Source organism: Bacteroides sp. An19 (assembly GCF_002160215.1).
Classification (GTDB): Bacteria; Bacteroidota; Bacteroidia; order Bacteroidales; family Bacteroidaceae; genus Phocaeicola; species Phocaeicola intestinalis.
In genome coordinates, this window is sequence record NZ_NFKD01000018.1 from 1 (window position 1) to 20,924 (window position 20,924).

Consider the following 20,924-nt stretch of genomic DNA (forward strand, 5'->3'; position numbering starts at 1 on the left):
AAGACTGTAGTGTCGTATGTCCAAGGAGTTAAGTATCTCGGCTACTCCTTTTATGTAATGAAAGGCAAATGCCGCCTCACAGTACATCCGAAGTCCAAATCCAAGATGAAATCAAGACTTAAAGAACTGACGAATCGTAGCAACGGATGGGGATACGTCAAGAGGAAACAGAAACTGAAGGAGTACATCCGTGGATGGATTGGATACTATCACCTAGCTGATATGAAACGTTTTCTTCTTGATACTGATGAGTGGTTAAGACGGAGAATACGCATGTGTATATGGAAAGCTTGGAAGACCCCCAAGACCAAGGTGGCAAACCTCGTTAAATGTGGTATTGGAAAATACAAGGCATGTGAATGGGGTAACACCCGCAAAGGTTATTGGCGTATTGCTGATAGTCCTATATTGAAGGTGGCGATAAATAAGGACAGCCTGCGAAAGGCAGGTTATCCTACCTTAATGGGCTCGTATCTCGAATGGTACCCAAAATAGGAACCGCCGTATGCCGAACGGCACGTACGGTGGTGTGAGAGGTCGGTGAACATGAAAATAGGAGATAAACACCTATGATTAGTGTTTACCTCCTACTCGATTAATCAAAGTGGATTATTCGCCCACAGTTACATTTACTTTTACAGGGTTGGTCTTAGCATAGCCCCAAACATCGGTTACTGTTACATTGATAGTCGTTTCAGTTGTAGCAGCGATGTTTTGCGGCAATACCTTGATATAACCTTCATTAACAGCACCCTTTTCACCAGCAGTTGCTGGGTGTACGCCTTCCACTTTCACAACACGTTCGTTCGTAGAAGATGCGTCAACCTCGGCAATTTCAGGACGGGTCCAGTCACCTACCTTATCTTGCAGAACCTTGTAGGTAATGTTGTTGTAAGTCTTACCTTGGATGTGTTCGTTGGTCATATTCCACCCGCTTACAGAAGTAGCCGGAATATTAACAACATCGCCGATTGCGCTTACAGTACCTTCGTACAACGGACTCATCACCTTGATAGTGAACGAGTAAGTGCCTTCACCTTCCGGATATTCCCAACCCATATAGTCGTCTGCACTTGCATTAACTATCAGTTCTTGACCGTAACCGGCAGGAATGTTAGTGCCTTTTGCTTTGTCTACATCCTGCAAGTAAATCATCGCAGTCTCGTTGAATGTTGCATCGATAGTAGCCAATTCAGCAGAAGTTTTGCCTGTTTCGCCAATCTTAGTTTCCTTATCCAATGCAAGTTTAGCATCCTTCAGATAGTTCGCAAATGCATTAGACAGCTTATAGGCGGCTTTAGCTTTGCCAGCTTTAACGGCAGCGTTATAATCAGAAACATTCATGTAAGCGTTAGCTACACCGTCAATGAATACAGCAGGTTCTTGTTCGAAGCTGTTAGCAAAGTCAGGAATTGCGAACTGGAACGGAATTACGATTGAATTGAGTTCTGAGCTACCTGCTTTAAATGTAACTTTAGCAAAGTATTCTTTATCTACTACAAATACGCTTGAAGCTTCGCTATTGTCTACAGAGAACTTCATGTTGGTTGCGTCTTTAATAGCAGCTTGTGCATCGCCCTTCGCATTAACAAATATCAGTTCAATACCGTCTGCGCCAGTAACAGACTTCGTGCAAGCTTCATCGGTGTAATAAGCCACACTTGCCGCCGTTACTTTCTTCTTCCATACATCAGCTTGTGTATCGCCGAGAGCATTCAGTAAGGTAGCCATATCAGCGGTGAACGCATTCTTGTTCTTCAATGCATCAGCATCGTCAGTTACAATATTCAGTGTTCTCTTTGCATATTCAGGAGCAACCGCAATCTTATCTGATACGTAGATATTAACCACTTCTTCTGCTACCTCACCGTTGTTGTTCATTGTATGAACAGTCACAGCAAAGGAAGCTTTTGTCAAGAGATCCGGATCGCCAGTAATTGTAAATGTATGTTTTTCGTTATCAATCTCGATGCCGAACAAAGCTTCGTCTTCTTTGGAAACAGTCAGCCACATATCATACAAGTCTGCCGGATTTTCAACAGCTACACTGATAGCTTTGTGGGTATCCACCATACCATCATTACGCTTGTCTTTTGTATCAGATGTATCTGTATCATCTTTTACGTTTTTACCGGCAACTTTAATCGAGCCAATGTTTGCGTCCTTCGGATTCAAAGAGTTGAAACCAATGTTGTATTCCGCACGGGTAGCATGGTCTGCGCTCAATGCATAAAGGATGTTGGCAGAATTGCTGGTAAACAGTTTTGTAAAGTTCGTCTCTGCATCATCATCCTTCAGTTCCATTTGCTTCATAGACAAAGTCCACAAGCCGTTTCCGTTTGCTCTACTAGCAGCAGTTACATAATCTGTATATTCAGAAGCTTCATAAACAACACCCGTCAACTCTTCGTTCTTGCTGTTCAGCAACACGAAATCGATATCTTTCAGTTCTACATCGGTCGGGTTGACACGCAAGCCCAATTTATCAGCCGAAGCAAGGATGTATTTATTGTCAGTTACGTTATGGCCGGTCATCTTTTCCCAAGCAGCTTTCTCGTCCTTATCAGGATTGAAAGTATATTGGTTAATGGTTATCTTGCCATCAGTAGTGCGGACTTCCACATTCATGCTGGTGATAGCGGCAGCAGCACCCGGCAAAAAGATTTCCAACATTTCTTTTCCGTCTTCAGTCGGAGCATAAATTGTGAAACCGCCATTAGCTTCAGCTACAGCGTAAACTGCACCGTTAGCTTTGTACGCAGATTTTACAGCTTCCTCGCCTTCTTCACCGTAGAAATACCAATAGCCGTCTTCGCCTACATAAGGAGTCTTTATCTTGCCATCTTCTGTATCAGCAACAGCTTTGTATTCGCTCTTTATGCCATCGAAATACCAATAGCCATCTTCGCCGATGGTAATCTTAGTACCGTCAGCACCAGCGGCACCGTCTGCGCCGTCAGCACCATCCTTACCGTTTACAATGTTGAATGACTGGCCGTCGGAGAAGGTTACCGTGAACCCGCCTTCAATGGAAGTGACGTTGGTAATCCATTTTCCTGCGCTAATCTGAGCCTGCAGGTCTTCGAGGTCGGCCTTGATGCCGTCCACTTGTGACTGCAGATTGCTGATGTCATCATCATAGTCTTTACAAGAGGTAAAAGTTCCTGCCGAAGCGAACAATAACGCTCCGAACAGCAGTGCACTTAAATACTTTTTTCTCATAACAAATTAAATTTAATTTATAAATTAAAAAACTCAAATCATTCTATTTCAAGCCGTTACGCCAGCATTGCCGCAATCCGCAAAATAGACTTTTTTGGCACGTCGGTAGCCGCGCCGGCTACATGTGCGAAATGAGCTAATTAATTGATAAATAAAAGTTTAGATATTTACACATGCGGAGTTGATAACAAAATGTGCCGAATATGTGCCGATTGAATAGTCGGATAGTTGAGTAGGAGAAAAAAGATATCTTATCAAAAGAATTTGACAAGGATGGGTGCGCTAAAAAAGCAGGAGGCATAACAGTATTCGAATGTTTATGTCTCCTGCTATTGTCTTATAGAAAAAGATTTATCTTATTTCTTCTGCATCATGCGAACCAAACTGCCCGCACCTCCAAAAGGTAAGTAAATGTTTTCAAGACGTGTACCTCTCAGTTTTTGTGCTATCAGTATACGGGCAGTTGCATACACATCGGTAAGGACTGCTTCGATGAAACCATTAGGGAACTTATATTGATGGGTACCCTTTTGCGGATTGGTAACATATTCCAGATTACTCAAACTGTCCACTTCTAGCGAGAATCGGAAGCGTAACGCTGCTCCAACTTCCTTTGCAGGAGTAACATAACCGACATGCGCTACAATGGTCAACATGTTTTTATTAATATCAGAAAGCAACTCGAATCCCATCTGAGGAATCAATGTTTTTGATTCGTCTGCCAATATTTCGTCGTTGCGGGTAAAGCCATCTTCGGCTATTCTTTTAAGGCTTACTTTCAGTTCATTCATAAACTCGTATTAAATTTATTTATTACATGGCACAAATGTATATAAAAAAGATTGATTTCCCGAGAAATTGATGTCTTTTTTTCAAAATTCTTCACTTTCTAACAAGGCTTACCTATCATGGTGTTAAAGTTGCCCAAAGAAAAAGCTTCGATAGCACTGAAAACCTAATCTGTTTTAAAGTGGAAGATCTGGAAGACTTTCTACCGCTTGTTGTTTCTGCTGATCGATGATGTGTATATATTTTTCTGTATGCCTGGTACTGGAATGTCCAGCCAAAGAAGCTGCTGTCTTGATGCTTGCTCCCCTGGCCATAATGGAAGTAATAAAGGTATGGCGGGCACAATGGAAAGAAATATGTTTGCGCAATCCGGCACGCCTGGTCCATTCATTGATGATACGCAAGCTATATGAATGGGAAGGAAGATGAAAAATGAAATCATCGGGAGTACCTTGTGATTCCTGCAACAGTTTCATGGCATTTTCATTCAGATAGATATGCAAGACAGGCTTTTGTGAATGACCTGCAACTTTTTTTTGAACCAACATCAGATGGCGTTGTGCAAAGTCTATATTCTTATAACACAATTCTTGTATATCGCACCAACGCAATCCGCTTTGGCACGAAAACAGGAAAGCCCGTTTCACTTCCGGATTGCGACAAGGTGTGAGAGTAAGTTTTACCAGTTCTTTAGGCGACAAAATCTGTTTAGTCACATCGTTATATTGAGGTAGCCGGATGCCTTTTGCCGGATTAGAGGGCAGAAGGTTTTCTTCTACGCAATAATCCAGACACATTTTGAATTTCTTGAAGTAATTGACAGGTGTATTGCCATGCAATCTTTCTTGTAAAAAGCGAAAGAACCGTGTACAAAAGCTATGTGTAATATGGTTCACAGGCAAAGAAGCAGGATGAAACTGACGGAGGTATGAAAATGCAGCCTGTACCATACGGCTATCTTTGGGCTGATAAATATTAAGGTATCCTATCGATACAAGGAAAAAGTCGGGTAAAGGTTCGCCTGCCGTTTCATCTTCTCTAACCTGAGAGTGAAATAATGGAGGCAGTTTCGCCCAATAGTGATTGTGGAGATAATCGATTTCACGTTGTGCACGTAAAAGTTTAGCCAATTGCAATTTGGCACAATTTGCCTGACGTATTTCCTTGCTTACAGGTGCTTCTAGGGTGATGCCCAGGTTCTCTTTATAACGTTTTCCTTCAACATTACAGTCCAAATAGAGCGAAATGCGCCCATTTTTCAGTTTTCTTTTACACAATAAGATTCCCATGACTTACTGCAAGTATAAAAAAACTGTATCCTGTAGAAAGGTAATAACTTCTACAGGATACAGTCTAATTAAGAAAATGAATAGTTTTTATTCGGCAATACAAACCGTTACACGGTTTTCTTCCATAGTAGAGAACGGCTGTACGGTATCACCTTTATAATCAACGGTAATACGGTCTGCCGAAATGCCTTGCGCTTTCAATGCTTCTGCTACAGCTTCTGCACGTTCTTTTGATAACTTCTTGTTGATACGTGCATTTCCAGTATTCTTGTCAGCGTATCCGCACAATGAAACTTTTGCGTCAGTGTGTTCTTTCAGGTAAGCGGCAAGAGCACTGACTTTGCTCTGTTCTGAATTGCGGATTTCGGATGAATTGATAACAAAATAAATATTCTGTTTCATCGGTTGAACAACGACAGGTTCGGGAGCCGGTTCTTCTTTCTTTTCTTCTACTACAGGTTCTGGGGTTGGAGGAACAGGAGTCGGCTCGTAGTAAACAGGTTCTGTCTTTGTATAAGTTTTTCCGAATTTGAATGTAAATCCAGCTAAAGCATTGAACTGCCAGTCGGAATTACCTGCCTTCTTCGAATTGTATTTATCAGACATCGTGTTGGCATTCACTTCGATGTTGAAGAATACATGGTCGCTGATGCGTAAGTTCGTGCCCAAGCCGAAACGGCCTACGACATTTACTTTGCTGTCGCGCCACAGATATTCCAAGCGGTGTCCGGCATCGTTCAAGGCTACGGCTTCATCGTTGTTGAATGCTCCGTTCACACCAATACCGCCGAACAAATACGCGTTGAAGAAACGTGTCGGATTGTAACCGCAGAACAGATTACTTAAGTCAAGTGTAGCATCTACATTTCCCTGCAAATAATTATACTTGTAAATAGTTTCAGGGCTTACCCACGCACCTTTAGCTTCCCAGCCACTCAGACCGGCACGCAATCCCCATAAGGGGGTAAACTGATATCCGACATTCAGTGCAGCTGCCGGAGAAATCAGATCTCCGAATTTGGCTTCTCCTACGGTGTGTGAGGCTCCGGCCTGAACCTGCATAAACCAGTGCGGGTTAAATACGGTTTTGCCTTCTTCTTTAATCTGGCGTGTCTCTGTGTTGCCGCTTTGGGCAAACGCTGCAATCGTGCTTAATCCAAGTACGAGTGCGGTAAGGTTTCTTCTTAGTTTCATAATCTTTTTATTTTTGTGTTATACAGATATTGCTTACCGAAAGTAAAGATATAAAAAAAAAGCATAGCTTGCACTTTTTTGGGGTGCTTTTTATAAATTTAATCGTCTTTCTTTAACATAGGAAACAAACAGAAAGTTTCTTTTGTTTCATATCTGTCCGTTCTTTTTATCGAATTTATAACTATTTTCTGCCGAAATCTTTCGGATTCCTTGTTGCGATGCGATGAACCCTCCGCCTAATACCCGGTTGGCATCATAAAACACAGCAGATTGTCCCGGCGTGATAGCTGAGGCTTCGGTATTGAATTTTACCAACAGACAACCGTTATCCAACAGGATTACCTGGCAAGGTATCGGACGACTCCGGTAACGGATACGTACAGATAAATCCGGGCAGGCAAGCAACTCGTCTAAATCGGGAGTTTCGGGCGATTCTACCAGCATGTATTCCGTCTTTAGCTGTTCAACGTTTCCCAGCATTACCGTATTCTTTTCCGGATTGATCTTCAATACATATGCAGGTTCGCCCAGTGCGATTCCTAATCCCCTACGCTGGCCGATTGTATAATAAGCAAACCCTTGGTGCTGTCCTAATTTCATTCCTTTGCTATCGACAAACCATCCTGGCCCTATCTTTTCGTCAATATCGGGACAATGCTCGCGCAGAAACTCCCGGTAATCTCTGTCGATAAAACAAATCTCCATACTTTCCCCACCACGTGCCTTAGCTTCGAATCCTTTGCCGGCAAGATAATTGCGCACTTCTTCCTTAGTCATCCCACCCAAAGGAACCAGCATACGTTTTAAAATCGATTGCGGCAACTTCCAAAGGAAATACGACTGGTCTTTCACCGGATCGTCTCCTGTAATGATGTAACGCAATCCATTCCGGTCTTCCAACCGGCAATAGTGACCTGTAGCAATCCATTGACAACCGGTACGGTCGGCCCATTCGCACAAGATGCGTTCTTTGAATAATGGATTGCAAAGCACACAAGGATTGGGCGTACGTCCTTTCATGTATTCATCTATAAAGTATTGTACGATGACTTTTCGAAATTCTTCCCGCACGTCTGCGACATGATGCTCGATACCCAAACGGGCAGCCACGTGTTGCGCTTCGATTATTTCATTGGGTTGTTCCTGATCGGGGGAAGAAAAATGTGAGGGGATGTCCCATGTGCGCATGGTAACACCTACCACTTCATATCCTTGCTCTTGCAACATGATGCAGGTAGCTGAGCTGTCTATGCCTCCGCTCATTCCCACCAATACCCGTTTGTCTTTTGTCATATTTTGTTCTTTTTTAGAAGTTAAAGGAGTTAAGGAGTTATACCCCGCTTCTCTCCGTCAGAAGCCGGAAGCGGATGTTTTTTGATTATATATGCAACGGACGTTCCAACTATTTCCACCTGTCATCGCACCTATCTGCACAGGCGTCTGCTTATAGGAACAATTCCGGTTCACGCCTTGCGCTGAAGTTTTCATGCAGGAATGCAGCAAAGGGGTTATCGTAAACACGTGCTCCGTTCGGGCAAACTTTTACGCAAGCACAACAACGGATGCAGCGATTCACATCAGTCTCGATGCTGGTACCGTCCGGACTGATACGAATAGCATGGGTAGGACATACTTCCACACATTCTCCGCATACAAAACAGTTTTCGTTACAGACCGGAGCCGAAGGCGTTCCTGTAATAAAAGGTTTATATGGAACATTTCCCTTGATATAAAACGCAGGGACCGGCAGATTTGTTCGTTCCAGCTTCGACAAACTGTCTTTGCCGAACTGCATTGCCTGGTACAAATCATCGGCATCGGGTCTGCCTGCTGCTATCGGCCGTTGCGGCGTGCTGTAGCTGTGCTCTCCGATAAAAGCACCTGCGGACAGAGGCGTAAATCCCAATTCGATAGCCATATCCCGTAATTCTGCCAGTGCGTCTTCATAGTCACGGTTGCCATAAACGACGACCAATATTACCGGTGAGCCGCTGGCCTTCAGACGTTTCATGCGTTGCAAGGCGACAGGTGCCACACGTCCTTTGTAGACAGGTGTGGCAAGTATGGTCAGCGAATGATTGATTTCGATGGCAGAGACAGATTCATCCAATGTAAGGTCGGTTTCGATGCGTCTTTCCATTCCGATGCCTTCGGCAATGGCACGGGCTATTTTCTCTGTGGTATGTGTCGGCGAGAAATAAACAATGTGGGTTGTTTGGAATGTAGTCATATCATTAAGCATGTTTAATTGAACAAAAGTAATAAAATAACTCAGATTATTCATTACCTTTGCATGAGATTCAGAAAGAAAATTATGGAAGAACAGTTCGACATACGCGACTATAAGCCTACCGGAAAGGAGCGTGATTTCGAGAACGCGCTGCGTCCGCTTCAGTTTGAAGACTTTAGCGGGCAAGATAAGGTGGTGGATAACCTGCGTATTTTTGTAAAGGCGGCACGGCTTCGTGCCGAGGCGCTTGACCATGTATTACTGCACGGCCCTCCCGGACTGGGGAAGACTACGCTGAGCAACATCATTGCCAATGAACTGGGCGTAGGGTTCCGTGTCACATCCGGTCCGGTACTGGACAAGCCCGGCGACCTGGCGGGAGTCCTGACCAGCCTGGAACCGAACGATGTATTGTTTATCGATGAAATACACCGCTTGAGTCCGGTCGTGGAAGAATACCTGTATTCGGCAATGGAAGACTACCGGATAGACATCATGATAGACAAAGGCCCGTCGGCACGCAGCATCCAGCTTGACTTAAACCCGTTCACCCTGGTAGGAGCAACGACCCGAAGCGGCTTGCTGACCGCACCGTTGCGGGCACGCTTCGGCATCAACTTGCACTTGGAATACTACGAAGACAGTACGCTGACCAAAATCATCTTGCGCTCGGCTAAGATTCTGGGGGTGCCTTGTGATACGGAAGCGGCTGGAGAGATTGCCTCGCGAAGCCGCGGAACGCCCCGTATCGCCAACGCTTTGCTCCGGCGGGTGCGTGATTTCGCGCAAGTGAAAGGCTCCGGACGCATCGACTTGAAGATTGCCCAGTTCGCATTGGAGGCATTGAACATAGACCGTTACGGCTTGGACCAGATAGACAACAAGTTGCTTTGCACCATCATCGACAAGTTCCGGGGCGGTCCTGTAGGATTGACCACCATTGCTACGGCATTGGGAGAAGACCCCGGCACGATAGAAGAAGTATACGAACCCTTTCTTATCAAGGAAGGCTTCTTGAAGCGTACACCCCGTGGAAGGGAAGTGACCGAACTGGCATACCAGCATCTGGGCAGAAGCCGGTGGAATGAACAAAAAACATTATTCGATTGAGCGTGTTTGATTTCACCACAGAAGGCACAGAGTATCACAGAGGAAATAAAATATCTCTCCGTGTCCTCTGTGGTGAATATAAAACGAGCGCAGATTATAAACTAATTGACATCTATGGCTGGACTGAAATCATTGGCTAAAGATACGGCAATCTACGGACTGAGCAGCATTGTCGGACGGTTTTTGAATTATTTGCTGGTGCCTCTCTATACGGCGGTCATCCCGGCTGTATCGGGCGGTTATGGCGTAGTGTCGAACGTATATGCCTATACGGCACTGATATTGGTATTGCTGACTTTCGGCATGGAAACAGGGTTCTTCCGCTTTGCCAACAAGACCGATGCCGACCCGAAACATGTGTATGCCAATGCGCTGTTGTTTGTGGGCGGATTATCTCTGTTGTTTGTCGCGCTTTGCCTTGCGTTCATCCATCCGTTATCTGCCTTTCTGGAATACCCCGACCATCCTGACTATATCGCCATGATGGTGATTGTAGTGGCACTCGATTCGTTCCAGTGCATCCCTTTCGCCTATTTGCGCTATCAGAAGAAACCGATGAAGTTTGCTGCCATCAAGTTGTTCAACATCATCGGGAATATCGTGCTGAACCTTTTCTTCCTCTTGTTGTGCCCCTATATATATAAGGTGTCGCCCGAAACAATCAGCTGGTTCTACCGCCCCGATTATCTGGTGGGTTACATTTTCGTATCCAACCTTATCATGTCGGCGGTGCAGATGTTCTTCTTTATCCCCGAACTCAGAGGCTTTTCCTATCGGTTGGACCGTCCGTTGATGAAGCAAATGGTGAGTTATTCATTCCCTATCCTGATATTCGGGTTAGTAGGTATTTTAAACCAAACGGTAGACAAGATGATTTATCCATTTTTGTTCGATGACCGGCAAGAAGGTTTGGTGCAGCTGGGCATCTATAGTGCGACAAGTAAGGTGGCGATGGTCATGGCGATGTTTACACAAGCCTTCCGCTATGCTTACGAGCCTTTTGTCTTTGGCAAGAACAAGGAAGGAGATAACCGGGAAATGTACGCCAAGGCAATGAAATACTTCTTTATCTTCTCGCTTCTGGCTTTTCTTGCGGTAATGTTCTACATGGACATTTTGCGCTATCTCATTGCACCCGACTATTGGGAAGGACTGGGTGTCGTGGCAATTGTGATGGGAGCGGAAATCTTGAAAGGCATTTATTTCAACCTGTCGTTCTGGTACAAGTTGACCGATGAGACAAAGTGGGGGGCTTATTTCTCCATCATCGGTTGTGCCGTTATCCTGATATTAAACATCTGGCTGGTTCCGCGATACGGCTATGTGGCTTCCGCCTGGGCTTCGGTAGCCGGATACGGGCTTATCACCCTGCTTTCCTATGTGATAGGACAAAAGAAATACCCCGTAGTTTATCCGTTGAAAGACATGACGGTTTATCTGGTTTTTGCCGCTGTATTGTACATTATTGCGCGGGAAATGACAATTACAAACATTATCTGGCGACTGGTGTTTCATACCCTTTTGTTGCTGTGCTTTGCGGGTTATATCGTAAAAAAAGACTTGTTGAAGGGGTTGAGAATAAAAAATTAAGAAGCTGTTTTGAATTTATCGTGCGCTGATTTGGGATGAGTTTTTGAGGCATTTTCGCTTCTGTGATGAGGAAGATAGCGGGCTATCTGACGAAGAACAGGAGCGAAAAGGACCAAAAAATCGCCCAAAGCACACACGAAAACGAATACATCAAGCCAAGAAAAACTTTTTGGAGAAATTCAAAACAGCTTCTAAGATAAGCAGTTATTTCTTCCTGTTTTTGCCCAACCGTCATCAGGCTATATCTGTACGGTATAGATTTGTGCATGCTGTGTTATAAGCATCAACAGATAGCGGGCTATCTGGCGAAGGACAGAAATGGAAAGGCCCCCCAAAATCGCCCAAAGGCACACACGAAAACGAATCTCAAGACGAGAAAAACTTTTTGGAGAAATTCAAAACAGTTTCTAACTTCTCAAATCAAATAAATCCTAACGAATAAAGGATGTACTGTTGAGCACATCCTTTATTCGTTAGGATTTGTTATCAAGTTATTTCCGTTTCTTTTTCTTTTTTACCCACTCAGGCATTCCGCTAAAGTCTACATCCGAGAATCCGTCTTCTTGGAAAAACTGACGCCAGTCGTCTTCCTGTTTCGGTGCACGTGCAGTCCGCTCCCCGTTACGGTCGGCTTTTACTTTTTTTGTTTCCTTGGAGCGTTTCTTTCCACTCTTATCGCTTTTGCCTTCGTTTTCTTCTGCCACTTCTACTACGACTTTACGTCCGTTGTAAGTCGTCTTGTTCAAGGCTCTTACCACTTTCGGTGCTTGTGCCTCAATTACTTCGAAGAACGAGAAATTCTGCATCAGGTCGATGCGTCCTACTTCAATGCGCTCTTTCTTTAGGTTACGGTTGATGAGTTCGATAACCTGATTGGGGAAGAAACCGTCGGTCTTGCCTAAGTTGATGAACAAGCGCGTATAACCCTTTTCGGCTTTGCGCGAACGCTCTCTGCGCTCCGGACGTTCTCCTTTTTTCTTCTCTTTCTTGTCTTTTCCTTTTTCGTTGGCACTGGGCTGGTCTATTTCCGGTGCATTCTTGTAATAGTCCAGGAAGCGGTTGAACTCCATCGAAACAACGCGTTTGATAAGGTCTTCCTTGCTCAGCCATTCCAGTTTGCGGTAGATGCCCGGCAAGAATGCTTCGATTTCTTCTTCGTCCACCTTTACCTTTTCGATATCGTCTACCAGCTTAATCAGCTGCTGTTCGCAGATGGCTTGTCCCGTAGGCAAGGTCTCAACACTGAACTTCTTGTTCAAGATGCGTTCTATCTGCTTCATCTTACCTTTTTCGCGCAGGTTCATGATGGCGATAGAGATACCCGTCTTGCCGGCACGTCCCGTACGTCCGCTTCGGTGGGTATAGCTTTCCACATCATCGGGCAAGCCATAGTTGATGACGTGGGTCAGGTCGTTCACGTCCAGTCCGCGGGCAGCCACATCCGTAGCAACCAGCAATTGCAAATGACGCTGGCGGAACTTCTGCATCACCAGGTCACGTTGCGCCTGGCTCAGTTCACCGTGCAACGAGTCGGCGTTATAGCCGTCTTGTATCAGCTTGTCGGCAATCTCCTGCGTTTCCAACCGGGTACGGCAGAAGATAATGCCGTAAATCATCGGATAGAAGTCTACCACACGTTTCAGGGCAAGGTATTTGTCTTTGGCATGCACGATGTAAGCCACGTGATGCACATTCTTCGTACCTTCGTTCTTCGTGCCGATGGTGATTTCCTTTGCGTCACGCAGGTAGGTCTTGGCAATGCGTGAGATTTCCGGACTCATCGTAGCCGAGAACATCAAGGTATTGCGGTCTTCGGGCACCTTTTCCAAGATAGCGTTGATGCTGTCGGTAAAGCCCATGTTCAACATTTCGTCGGCTTCATCCATCACTACGTCACGGATGGTTTCCAGTTTCGCCACTTTACGTTCTATCAGGTCGATAAGACGTCCCGGAGTGGCAACAATGATATGTACGCCTTTCTTCAGGCTCTTGATTTGGCTCTCGATAGACGAACCTCCGTAAACGGGTATTATCTTCAGGTCGGTGATATACTTCGAATAGTCATTCAGGTCACCTGCTATCTGCAGGCAGAGTTCGCGTGTAGGGCAGAGTATCAATGCCTGAGGCACGCGGTTGCTAACGTCAATTTTCTGTATCAGCGGCAAACCAAATGCGGCTGTTTTTCCGGTTCCGGTCTGTGCCAGAGCCACTACATCGTTCCCGTTTCCCAACAGGTAAGGGATTACTTCTTCTTGTACGGGCATCGGGTTCTCGTAACCCATTTCTTCAATCGCTTTGCGTATTTCGGGAGCTACGCCAAGTTCTTCAAATGTCTTCATTTATCTATAACTGTCTAATTCGGCTGCAAAGATACAGAGAATTAACGATATATACGTATGTTTGCCCGTTTTTTTGCTGACAAAAAGGAAGGAAAGTGTCTTGCTGTTGCTATTTCACCACAGAGGGATACAGAGGCACACAGGGTTTTCATTTTTTATTCCTCCGTGATACTCTGTGACCTCTGTGGTGAATATCGGTTATTCTTCCGCCTGGTATTCCAGTATGTCGCCGGGCTGGCAATTCAGTTCCTTGCAGATGGCTTCCAGCGTAGAGAAGCGCACCGCTTTGGCTTTTCCTGTCTTCAGGATAGAAAGGTTTGCCGGTGTCAGGTCAATCCGTTCGGCAAGCTCTCCCAGCGAAATCTTCCGTTTCGCCATCATCACATCAAGATTTACTATTATCGGCATAGGCATTATTGTTTATTTTCCAGTTTCTTCCACCATTTGGTATAACGGCGGGTCAGTTTGTAATAGATAGCAACCACAAGATAAACCCAAGCCACATTCATGAGCGGAAGCCAAGTCTGCTTGGGCACCAATGGGACTATCACTAAAAAATAGATGAGTTCGCCTACAATCATCGAGGCGATAAGGCACAGGAAGATGTAAAATCCTGCCATTACTCGGGTATAGTTGCTTTTCGGTTTCATAGGCATAATGGGTTTAAATGGTGAGGTCCTGTTCTTCCTGCATGCGGATGCCTATCTTGAACATCAGCGAGACAAGGACGATGAACAATCCGATGATGATGAGCAACAGGCTGGTATCGGTCGGCATCTCAAGGGGAGAACAGTTGATAATAGCATTGATAAGCGCGCCGGAAATAACGGTCGAGCCGCCAATGGCAAGCAGGATGCGCTGGTTGGCGGAAGTAAAGACCGATCCGTTCCGTACGTTGCGTGCCAGAAAGTAGGTCAGGACGGCGATGAAGAACATCGCGTATGCCTTTATGCCTTGCACCAAGGCAAACCAAATGAAGGTGTCGCTTGCGTCTTTGCCCAACTCATAGCAGATTGGGAAAATGTTCGATACGCCAAAGCATGTTGCGCTAAAGACAGAGAGCACCATCAGCGCTTCGCAATATTGCACCAATTGTTTATCGGGTTTTGTTTTCATAAGCGGTCCGTTTTTTAGATGGTTAAATCATTCTCTTCTTTCAGCCTTAACCCGATTGCAAAAATCTCGGCGAACAACAAGGAGGTGAAGCCGATGAGCAATGTCGGGTCTGAAAACTGGAAAGCAATGGAAAAGTCACAATCCTTCAAGCTTATCACTTGAGAAACCAAATGATTGTTGATGGCGAATGTCACCAACGAGCAACAGAAGCAGAGGATAAGCGAAAAGCCCAACCGGCGCAGGCGTTTCACGTTCGCCCAATCGAAAATGATGTTGCGGTGGATGTTCCGAATCATTTTGACGAATTGGACTATGGCATAAATGCAACATATCATTACCATCCAGTCCAGCAATGAAAGGAATATAGAATCCGTAGCATCCGCTTTTTCGTTCGGAATTCCTATCATGCTGATAAAAGGAAGAATAGACACGGTGGAACCGTCTTTCTCATTGATAGCCGTAGCGGTTTCGTTGGTGATGACATCGGTCGGCATCGTGCCAATCATCTTGTAAGTCACGTCAAGCTTTTCCACTCCCGCCGCTCCTTGTTTGTAAGCGTCAATCCCTGCTTTGAAACCATAATAGAATGTGCTGAACAAGAAGGACATGGAGACAAGAACGGCGAGCACAATTCCCAAGCAGATGAGGTTTAGTCTTTTTTTCATAAGGCGTAATAATTTGCAATGTGTAATTTAGATGGTTAAATCCTGTTCTTCCTTAATCTTTACCGCTACGGCATAGACCTCTGCCAGTAAGACGATGACAAAGAAGGAACTGAAATCGTAAACGGTATGTTCGATGCCGATGACCTGATAGCCCGGAATACGGAGCTGGCTTACCGCATCGCGCTCCAATAACCATTCGAAGAGCATCAATCCCAGGTAAACTCCGGCATTGACGTAGGCGAACCAGCGTATCCAGTATACGTTGCGACGGGAAAAAATATCACGTTTCGCCACACGTATCAGCAAGCGGATCAGGCAATAAATGGAATAGATGCCGATAAGGGCAACAAAGAAAGAGCCGAAGGTAAGAGCTATCGCAATGAACCAGCTGGGGCGCACCTCGCATTTTACTTCGGCAATACTATAGGGCACGGTCTTTGTCCCATCCGCAAGTTGCAAGGTGGCTTCCCCCTCCATTCCTTCGGGAATGACTTTGGCTTTTACAGGAAGAAGGAAAGAATGGACATAACTTGCACCGCTTTCCGCTTGTTGTGCTCCGGTTTCACGTCCGGCATTAAAGCTTTCTATTGCATCTCCGCCAGACATCTGTAAAACGAACTCCGCGCAAAGGGCGATAATGGTGATGATTCCTAAAAGGCTGATGTATTTCATAAGATATACTATTTAATGCTGTTCAAATTCCCGTTATAGCCTATTTACATGCCTCCGCAAACGAATATATCTGCGTTTGCCATTGAATATATCTTCTATGGGAGTTTCAGTAGTACTGAAACTGCCGATGAAGTATATATTACTTTTCAAGGCAAGCAAACAGGCCGAACGGAAGTGTTTATTTATATGGTTAAATCGTTCTCTTCTTTGATGCGTACCGCTTGGGCGAAAATCTCGGTCAAGAGGGCAATCACCAACATGAAAGTCCACGAATATTTCAAATGGAACTCATCGAACACATACCCGGAAGATACCAGCTCGCTGGTGGCAATCCGATAAAGGATATAGTTCTGAAGTTCGTACAAGGCAGAGAATGCCATTATCGGATAAATGAAGAAACGCAGGCGGCGTATGTTCTTCCGAATCAATATTTCTCCCCGGCTCACCGATATCAACAAGCGTATCAGACAATAAACTCCATAAAAGACGAGCAATATAACAGGTAGAATCACAAAGCCCATGGCATGCACCCATGAATTATGCTTCACGTAGGTGTTCACCCCATTCACTTCGCAGGGCACATTGGCTTGCATAGCCCGGTTGAACAGGCTATCGGGAACCCCGTCTTTATATCCTTCTACCGATAAAGACACCGAATTAAAGTCGGCAGGCAAGACTAGTTGGGAATCGGCTTCGGCATCGTTCCACCCGTCTATAAATCCGGGAATGGCATCTTTAAGAGCACCTCCTATCAGCGCCAGTATCACGATAATCCCTAAAATGCGTACAGTTTTCATAAGTGTGATAAATTAGACTTGTTCTTTACTTTCTGATGCAATCACTTCTTCTGCCGGAGCAGGTGTTTCTTTCCATGCTATCTGATTCGGAATCAGGCGGGTCTTGATGTACCAGATGCTCCATACGGTCAAGACTACACCCACGAGGGCAAGGCAAATGGCTCCGGTCGTGCCCAAGGCTTCGGTCATGGTTTCGTCTTCCCCTCCCGAAAGGTGGAAGAGCAATACCGAGGTACCGTTATTGATAAAGTGCATCAACATGCAGGGCAACAGGCTTCCGGTGCGGTAATATACCCAGCCGAGCACCAATCCCAGGATGGAAGCGAAAAACATTTGCACGGGATTACCGTGTACGATGCCGAAGATGAGGGCAGATACCAAAATCGCCCATTGGGGATTCTTCCATTTGCGCAAGAGATGTCCTTGCATTCCTCCGCGGAACAAAAGTTCTTCCACAATGGGAGCCATTACGACGATGGAGATAACGCCCAACGGGTTGTACATTGCCTTGGTGAAAATCTCTTCCATTGTATCGGGCAATCCGGTGAGTTCGGTCAGGTAGTTCGTCCAGCATCCCATCCCCACGATGAGGATAATAGAAGCAAGCATCACCTTGCCGGCATTGGGGAAGCTTAGGGATAACTGGTCACGCTTTACATATTTCCAGACCAGCAGGTGAACACCTACCGCCAAAGTGGAGAGCACTTGCGCCCACATGGTGAGCTGGAAAACCGTAGCATCGGATTGGGGAAACTCCAACGTGTGGTTGGCTATCATATAGCCTCCGGAAAAGATGCCGGTGAATGCGAACGTATAAAGCAGGTAATAGATGAAAAGTTTAATAACGCGTCCCATAGTTGTATCTCCTTATATATTAATAGGTGAATGAATCAAGTGGATTATCTCTGAATGTCGGTCAATAACATACCGTTTTCGGCTTGCTGGTAGTAGATGCTGGTCTGGATGTTTTGCGTAAACGCGCCCGAAGCCTTGTCGTATTCAGCATAGTCAATCAGGTAGATACCGTCGCCAGGAAGGTAATTCAGCAGGTAAGCGGGTTGCCACGAACGGTTATCGGCATTCCAGCGATAGGCTTTCTTTTCCGCCAGGTTCCCGTTGGCATCGTATTGGTATTCGTATTTCAGCTTCGGCGTAATCGAGATGCCATCGGCATTCAGCGTAGAAACGGTCATTGTGTTTCCGTCTTGTCCATAAACAAAGGTGTTCTGTGCACCGGCTTCGGTAGCGGTTGTGAAACTCATCATAGCGGTTGCGAAGATAGCGGCGATAGCTTTGGTAACAAATGTCTTTTTCATAATCGTATGTCTTTAATGTTTTTATTAATCTTGTTTTGTTCTCTATTCGATAATTATTTATCGTTTTTCGATATGCAAATGTAGGCATTATTTTTATACTACCAAAGATTTTCGAGAAAAATTTATCGAAAAACGATAATTTTTTAATGAAATGCGGTTATAAAGGCTTGTGAGAAGGATAAAAGGGATTGGTTTTTCTTCTTTCGCGCCTAAGTGTATTAAGGTTTTCAGTTGTTTTTTATATAAAGACATCTCACCACAGAGGACACAGAGGCATACAGAGTCTTTTAATTTAAACGTATCTCTCTATGGTATTCTGTGCCCTCCTGTGGTGAACCATTATATAATAAGGAGTAATCTTTACCTAAAAAACATACCATTCTATGAAACGACTAAGCATGATCTGCCTGTTCCTGCTTGTCTGGGCAGGAACAATGTTTGCACAGACACTGAAATCGCCGGACGGAAACCTGACCCTGCAGTTCCGCCTTTCGGCTGAAGGCACACCGGTCTATTCCTTGCAATACAAAGGAAAAGACGTCATCAAGGAGAGCAAATTGGGATTCAGCGTGCGTCCCGATTATCAATTCGATCGCAACTTTACGGTGACCGATACACAAACTTCGGAAAGCAACACTACCTGGAAGCCCGTATGGGGACAATACAGTGAAATCCGCGACCGCCATAACGAATTGTTCATCGCCATGAAGCAAAACGGAACGGGCTGGCTGCTGAACCTCCGTTTCCGTCTGTTCAATGACGGGCTGGGATTCCGCTATGAGTTCCCGGTGCAGAAAGAACTGCGCCACTTTACGGTGAACGAAGAAGAAACCGAATTCCGCCTGACCGGCGACCATAAGGCGTTCTGGCTTCCGGGCGACTATGATACGAACGAATATCCCACTACGACTTCGAAACTCTCGGAAGTGGCAAGCCTGATTGACAGCGTGCGCCAGGAGCCGCTCGCCATCCGTTCGGCTACCCCGAACCTTGCCGTACAATCGCCGTTGATGCTGAAATCGGCTGAAGGGTTATACATCAACATCCATGAAGCCGCACTGGTGAACTATCCTGCCATGCAGCTGAATCTGGACGACAAAGGCTTCGTACTCAGCACGCATCTTACGCCCGACCGCAATGGCACGAAAGCCTACGTGCAGACCGGAAGCGTTACGCCGTGGCGTACTATCGTAGTAAGCGATGATGCTCGCGACATCTTGGCATCCAATCTGATACTGAACTTGAACGAACCTTGCAAATTAGCGGACACTTCGTGGATTCATCCTACGAAATATGTCGGCGTATGGTGGGAATACTTTACGGGACAAGGCTCGACATGGGCATATACCGACACGCAGGACATCGTCATCGGCAAAACAGATTATACCAAACTGAAACCGAACGGACATCACGGAGCCAACACGGCACACGTGAAAGAATACATCGACTTCGCCTCGAAACACGGATTCGATGCCGTATTGGTAGAAGGCTGGAACGAAGGCTGGGAAGACAATTATGCCTACAGCAAGGAATTCATCTACGACTTCGACAAGCCTTACCCCGACTTTGATGTGGCAGAATTGCAACGCTACGCCAAAGAGAAAGGCGTGAAAATCATCATGCACCACGAAACCACCTCGTCGGTGGCCGACTACGAACGCCAGATGCACGACGCCTTCCGCTTTATGAACAAATACGGATATGATGCCGTAAAGACGGGCTACGTAGGTGGCATCATCCCGCGCAGCGAGCACCACGACGGACAATGGATGGTGAACCATTATCTCCGCGTGGCGGAAACGGCTGCACAATATAAGATTATGGTCAACTCGCACGAAGCCGTACGCCCCACAGGCTTATGCCGCACCTATCCCAACTGGATTGCGCAAGAGTCGGCACGCGGCACCGAGTTCGAATCCTTCAAAGGAAACCGCCCCGACCATACCACCATCCTGCCGTTTACCCGCCTGATGGGCGGTCCGATGGACTATACGCCGGGTATCTTCGAGGGAGACCTCTCGCAATACGGCTCGAACCAGGCGAAGCTGAGCACCACACTGGTAAAACAACTTGCCCTCTACGTCACGATGTACAGTCCGCTCCAGATGGCAGCCGACCTGTACCAAAGCTACGAGAAGCACCTTGACGCCTTCCAGTTCATCAAAGACGTGGCGGTAGACTGGGACAATACGTATATTCTGGAAGCTGAACCGGGTGACTACATCACCATAGCCCGCAAGGCGAAAGGCAAGAACGAATGGTACATCGGCGGCATCACTGACGAGAATGCGCGCGAAGCCGTTATCGACCTCAGCTTCCTGACCGAAGGCAAGAAATACGAAGCCACCATTTATGCAGACGGCAAAAAGGCAGACTGGCGCACCAATCCGCAAGACTACGTCATCTCTACCAAGAAAGTCTCCAGCAAGACCGTGCTGAAGCAACGCCTCGCGCCCAGCGGCGGTGTGGCTATCAGCATTAAGGAGCTGTAATTAAAAATAGAACACGGAAACACCGAGTTGCATATAGCGGTATCTTTCGGGGTACCGCTATTTTTATAGCATAATTATAAATATCAAAATATTGTTTTGAAAA

General features: G+C 45.8%; 20 protein-coding genes. 5 read left to right on the forward strand and 15 right to left on the reverse strand.

The features are described from left to right. Positions 1-495, forward strand: a 495-nt coding sequence (locus tag B5F25_RS08875) for a group II intron maturase-specific domain-containing protein (RefSeq protein ID WP_275532621.1), incomplete at its 5' end; no start/stop codon positions are given. A gap of 114 nt (positions 496-609) precedes the next feature. Here the strand turns inward: B5F25_RS08875 and B5F25_RS08880 are convergent. The 6 genes from B5F25_RS08880 to B5F25_RS08905 all read right to left on the reverse strand — a co-directional run bounded on the left by B5F25_RS08880 (position 610) and on the right by B5F25_RS08905 (position 8,724). Beyond that, positions 610-3,222: a PL29 family lyase N-terminal domain-containing protein gene (locus B5F25_RS08880; RefSeq protein ID WP_087249020.1), complete on the reverse strand. Its 2,613-nt coding sequence runs from the start codon at positions 3,220-3,222 to the stop codon at positions 610-612. A gap of 356 nt (positions 3,223-3,578) precedes the next feature. Then, entirely contained in the window at positions 3,579-4,013 is a 435-nt protein-coding gene (locus B5F25_RS08885; RefSeq protein ID WP_087211935.1) for a hypothetical protein, read from the reverse strand. A gap of 174 nt (positions 4,014-4,187) precedes the next feature. Beyond that, a complete protein-coding gene (locus B5F25_RS08890) occupies positions 4,188-5,300 on the reverse strand; it encodes a site-specific integrase (RefSeq protein WP_087249023.1) in 1,113 nt (370 codons plus the stop codon). Between the two features lie 87 nt (positions 5,301-5,387). Beyond that, positions 5,388-6,494, reverse strand: a complete 1,107-nt coding sequence (locus B5F25_RS08895; protein ID WP_087249024.1) for an OmpA family protein — start codon at positions 6,492-6,494, stop codon at positions 5,388-5,390. A 147-nt stretch (positions 6,495-6,641) separates the two neighbouring features. Next, positions 6,642-7,787 carry a tRNA 2-thiouridine(34) synthase MnmA gene (gene mnmA, locus B5F25_RS08900; RefSeq protein WP_087249026.1) on the reverse strand — a complete coding sequence of 382 codons (1,146 nt, stop codon included), beginning with the start codon at positions 7,785-7,787 and terminating at the stop codon, positions 6,642-6,644. Positions 7,788-7,938: 151 nt separating this feature from the next. Then, positions 7,939-8,724 carry a 4Fe-4S binding protein gene (locus tag B5F25_RS08905; protein ID WP_087249028.1) on the reverse strand — a complete coding sequence of 262 codons (786 nt, stop codon included), beginning with the start codon at positions 8,722-8,724 and terminating at the stop codon, positions 7,939-7,941. Between the two features lie 84 nt (positions 8,725-8,808). Between B5F25_RS08905 and ruvB the strand changes: the two genes are divergently transcribed. The 3 genes from ruvB to B5F25_RS21645 all read left to right on the forward strand — a co-directional run bounded on the left by ruvB (position 8,809) and on the right by B5F25_RS21645 (position 11,704). Continuing rightward, positions 8,809-9,834: a Holliday junction branch migration DNA helicase RuvB gene (ruvB, locus tag B5F25_RS08910; protein WP_022040144.1), complete on the forward strand. Its 1,026-nt coding sequence runs from the start codon at positions 8,809-8,811 to the stop codon at positions 9,832-9,834. 114 nt (positions 9,835-9,948) lie between these two features. Continuing rightward, positions 9,949-11,424, forward strand: coding sequence for an oligosaccharide flippase family protein (locus tag B5F25_RS08915; RefSeq protein WP_087249031.1), 1,476 nt, complete (start codon positions 9,949-9,951; stop codon positions 11,422-11,424). 43 nt (positions 11,425-11,467) lie between these two features. Further along, complete coding sequence (locus B5F25_RS21645; RefSeq protein ID WP_162614382.1) at positions 11,468-11,704, forward strand: hypothetical protein; 237 nt, start codon at positions 11,468-11,470, stop codon at positions 11,702-11,704. A gap of 211 nt (positions 11,705-11,915) precedes the next feature. Here B5F25_RS21645 and B5F25_RS08920 read toward each other — a convergent pair whose 3' ends face one another. The 9 genes from B5F25_RS08920 to B5F25_RS08960 all read right to left on the reverse strand — a co-directional run bounded on the left by B5F25_RS08920 (position 11,916) and on the right by B5F25_RS08960 (position 18,329). Next, positions 11,916-13,763, reverse strand: a complete 1,848-nt coding sequence (locus tag B5F25_RS08920; protein WP_022040146.1) for a DEAD/DEAH box helicase — start codon at positions 13,761-13,763, stop codon at positions 11,916-11,918. Positions 13,764-13,961: 198 nt separating this feature from the next. After that, complete coding sequence (locus tag B5F25_RS08925) at positions 13,962-14,171, reverse strand: helix-turn-helix transcriptional regulator (protein WP_013618101.1); 210 nt, start codon at positions 14,169-14,171, stop codon at positions 13,962-13,964. A gap of 5 nt (positions 14,172-14,176) precedes the next feature. Further along, positions 14,177-14,413, reverse strand: a complete 237-nt coding sequence (locus B5F25_RS08930) for a hypothetical protein (protein WP_022040147.1) — start codon at positions 14,411-14,413, stop codon at positions 14,177-14,179. A 13-nt stretch (positions 14,414-14,426) separates the two neighbouring features. Continuing rightward, positions 14,427-14,879, reverse strand: coding sequence for a DUF2975 domain-containing protein (locus B5F25_RS08935; protein WP_022040148.1), 453 nt, complete (start codon positions 14,877-14,879; stop codon positions 14,427-14,429). Positions 14,880-14,893: 14 nt separating this feature from the next. Further along, complete coding sequence (locus tag B5F25_RS08940) at positions 14,894-15,544, reverse strand: DUF2975 domain-containing protein (RefSeq protein ID WP_087249035.1); 651 nt, start codon at positions 15,542-15,544, stop codon at positions 14,894-14,896. Positions 15,545-15,571: 27 nt separating this feature from the next. Next, positions 15,572-16,216, reverse strand: coding sequence for a DUF2975 domain-containing protein (locus B5F25_RS08945; RefSeq protein WP_087249037.1), 645 nt, complete (start codon positions 16,214-16,216; stop codon positions 15,572-15,574). Between the two features lie 182 nt (positions 16,217-16,398). Beyond that, the gene (locus tag B5F25_RS08950) at positions 16,399-17,013 is read right to left on the reverse strand and encodes a DUF2975 domain-containing protein (RefSeq protein WP_087249039.1); all 615 of its coding nucleotides are present in this window, start codon (positions 17,011-17,013) and stop codon (positions 16,399-16,401) included. Between the two features lie 12 nt (positions 17,014-17,025). Then, positions 17,026-17,868, reverse strand: a complete 843-nt coding sequence (locus B5F25_RS08955) for a type II CAAX endopeptidase family protein (RefSeq protein WP_087249041.1) — start codon at positions 17,866-17,868, stop codon at positions 17,026-17,028. A 44-nt stretch (positions 17,869-17,912) separates the two neighbouring features. Then, entirely contained in the window at positions 17,913-18,329 is a 417-nt protein-coding gene (locus B5F25_RS08960) for a DUF3836 domain-containing protein (RefSeq protein ID WP_087249043.1), read from the reverse strand. Positions 18,330-18,712: 383 nt separating this feature from the next. Here B5F25_RS08960 and B5F25_RS08965 point away from each other — a divergent pair, with 383 nt between their 5' ends. Continuing rightward, positions 18,713-20,821, forward strand: coding sequence for a glycoside hydrolase family 97 protein (locus B5F25_RS08965; RefSeq protein WP_087249045.1), 2,109 nt, complete (start codon positions 18,713-18,715; stop codon positions 20,819-20,821). Positions 20,822-20,924: the final 103 nt, after the last annotated feature.

Excerpts from the sequence above, each read along its gene's own strand:
- B5F25_RS08965 (WP_087249045.1), top strand. The coding sequence starts at position 18,713 with ATGAAACGACTAAGCATGATCTGCCTGTTCCTGCTTGTCTGGGCAGGA.
- B5F25_RS08945 (WP_087249037.1), bottom strand. The coding sequence starts at position 16,216 with ATGAAATACATCAGCCTTTTAGGAATCATCACCATTATCGCCCTTTGC.
- B5F25_RS08935 (WP_022040148.1), bottom strand. The coding sequence starts at position 14,879 with ATGAAAACAAAACCCGATAAACAATTGGTGCAATATTGCGAAGCGCTG.
- B5F25_RS08940 (WP_087249035.1), bottom strand. The coding sequence starts at position 15,544 with ATGAAAAAAAGACTAAACCTCATCTGCTTGGGAATTGTGCTCGCCGTT.
- B5F25_RS08930 (WP_022040147.1), bottom strand. The coding sequence starts at position 14,413 with ATGAAACCGAAAAGCAACTATACCCGAGTAATGGCAGGATTTTACATC.
- mnmA (WP_087249026.1), bottom strand. The coding sequence starts at position 7,787 with ATGACAAAAGACAAACGGGTATTGGTGGGAATGAGCGGAGGCATAGAC.
- B5F25_RS08925 (WP_013618101.1), bottom strand. The coding sequence starts at position 14,171 with ATGCCGATAATAGTAAATCTTGATGTGATGATGGCGAAACGGAAGATT.
- B5F25_RS08920 (WP_022040146.1), bottom strand. The coding sequence starts at position 13,763 with ATGAAGACATTTGAAGAACTTGGCGTAGCTCCCGAAATACGCAAAGCG.
- ruvB (WP_022040144.1), top strand. The coding sequence starts at position 8,809 with ATGGAAGAACAGTTCGACATACGCGACTATAAGCCTACCGGAAAGGAG.
- B5F25_RS08880 (WP_087249020.1), bottom strand. The coding sequence starts at position 3,222 with ATGAGAAAAAAGTATTTAAGTGCACTGCTGTTCGGAGCGTTATTGTTC.
- B5F25_RS08890 (WP_087249023.1), bottom strand. The coding sequence starts at position 5,300 with ATGGGAATCTTATTGTGTAAAAGAAAACTGAAAAATGGGCGCATTTCG.
- B5F25_RS08950 (WP_087249039.1), bottom strand. The coding sequence starts at position 17,013 with ATGAAAACTGTACGCATTTTAGGGATTATCGTGATACTGGCGCTGATA.
- B5F25_RS08915 (WP_087249031.1), top strand. The coding sequence starts at position 9,949 with ATGGCTGGACTGAAATCATTGGCTAAAGATACGGCAATCTACGGACTG.
- B5F25_RS08955 (WP_087249041.1), bottom strand. The coding sequence starts at position 17,868 with ATGGGACGCGTTATTAAACTTTTCATCTATTACCTGCTTTATACGTTC.
- B5F25_RS08905 (WP_087249028.1), bottom strand. The coding sequence starts at position 8,724 with ATGACTACATTCCAAACAACCCACATTGTTTATTTCTCGCCGACACAT.
- B5F25_RS08885 (WP_087211935.1), bottom strand. The coding sequence starts at position 4,013 with ATGAATGAACTGAAAGTAAGCCTTAAAAGAATAGCCGAAGATGGCTTT.
- B5F25_RS08895 (WP_087249024.1), bottom strand. The coding sequence starts at position 6,494 with ATGAAACTAAGAAGAAACCTTACCGCACTCGTACTTGGATTAAGCACG.
- B5F25_RS08960 (WP_087249043.1), bottom strand. The coding sequence starts at position 18,329 with ATGAAAAAGACATTTGTTACCAAAGCTATCGCCGCTATCTTCGCAACC.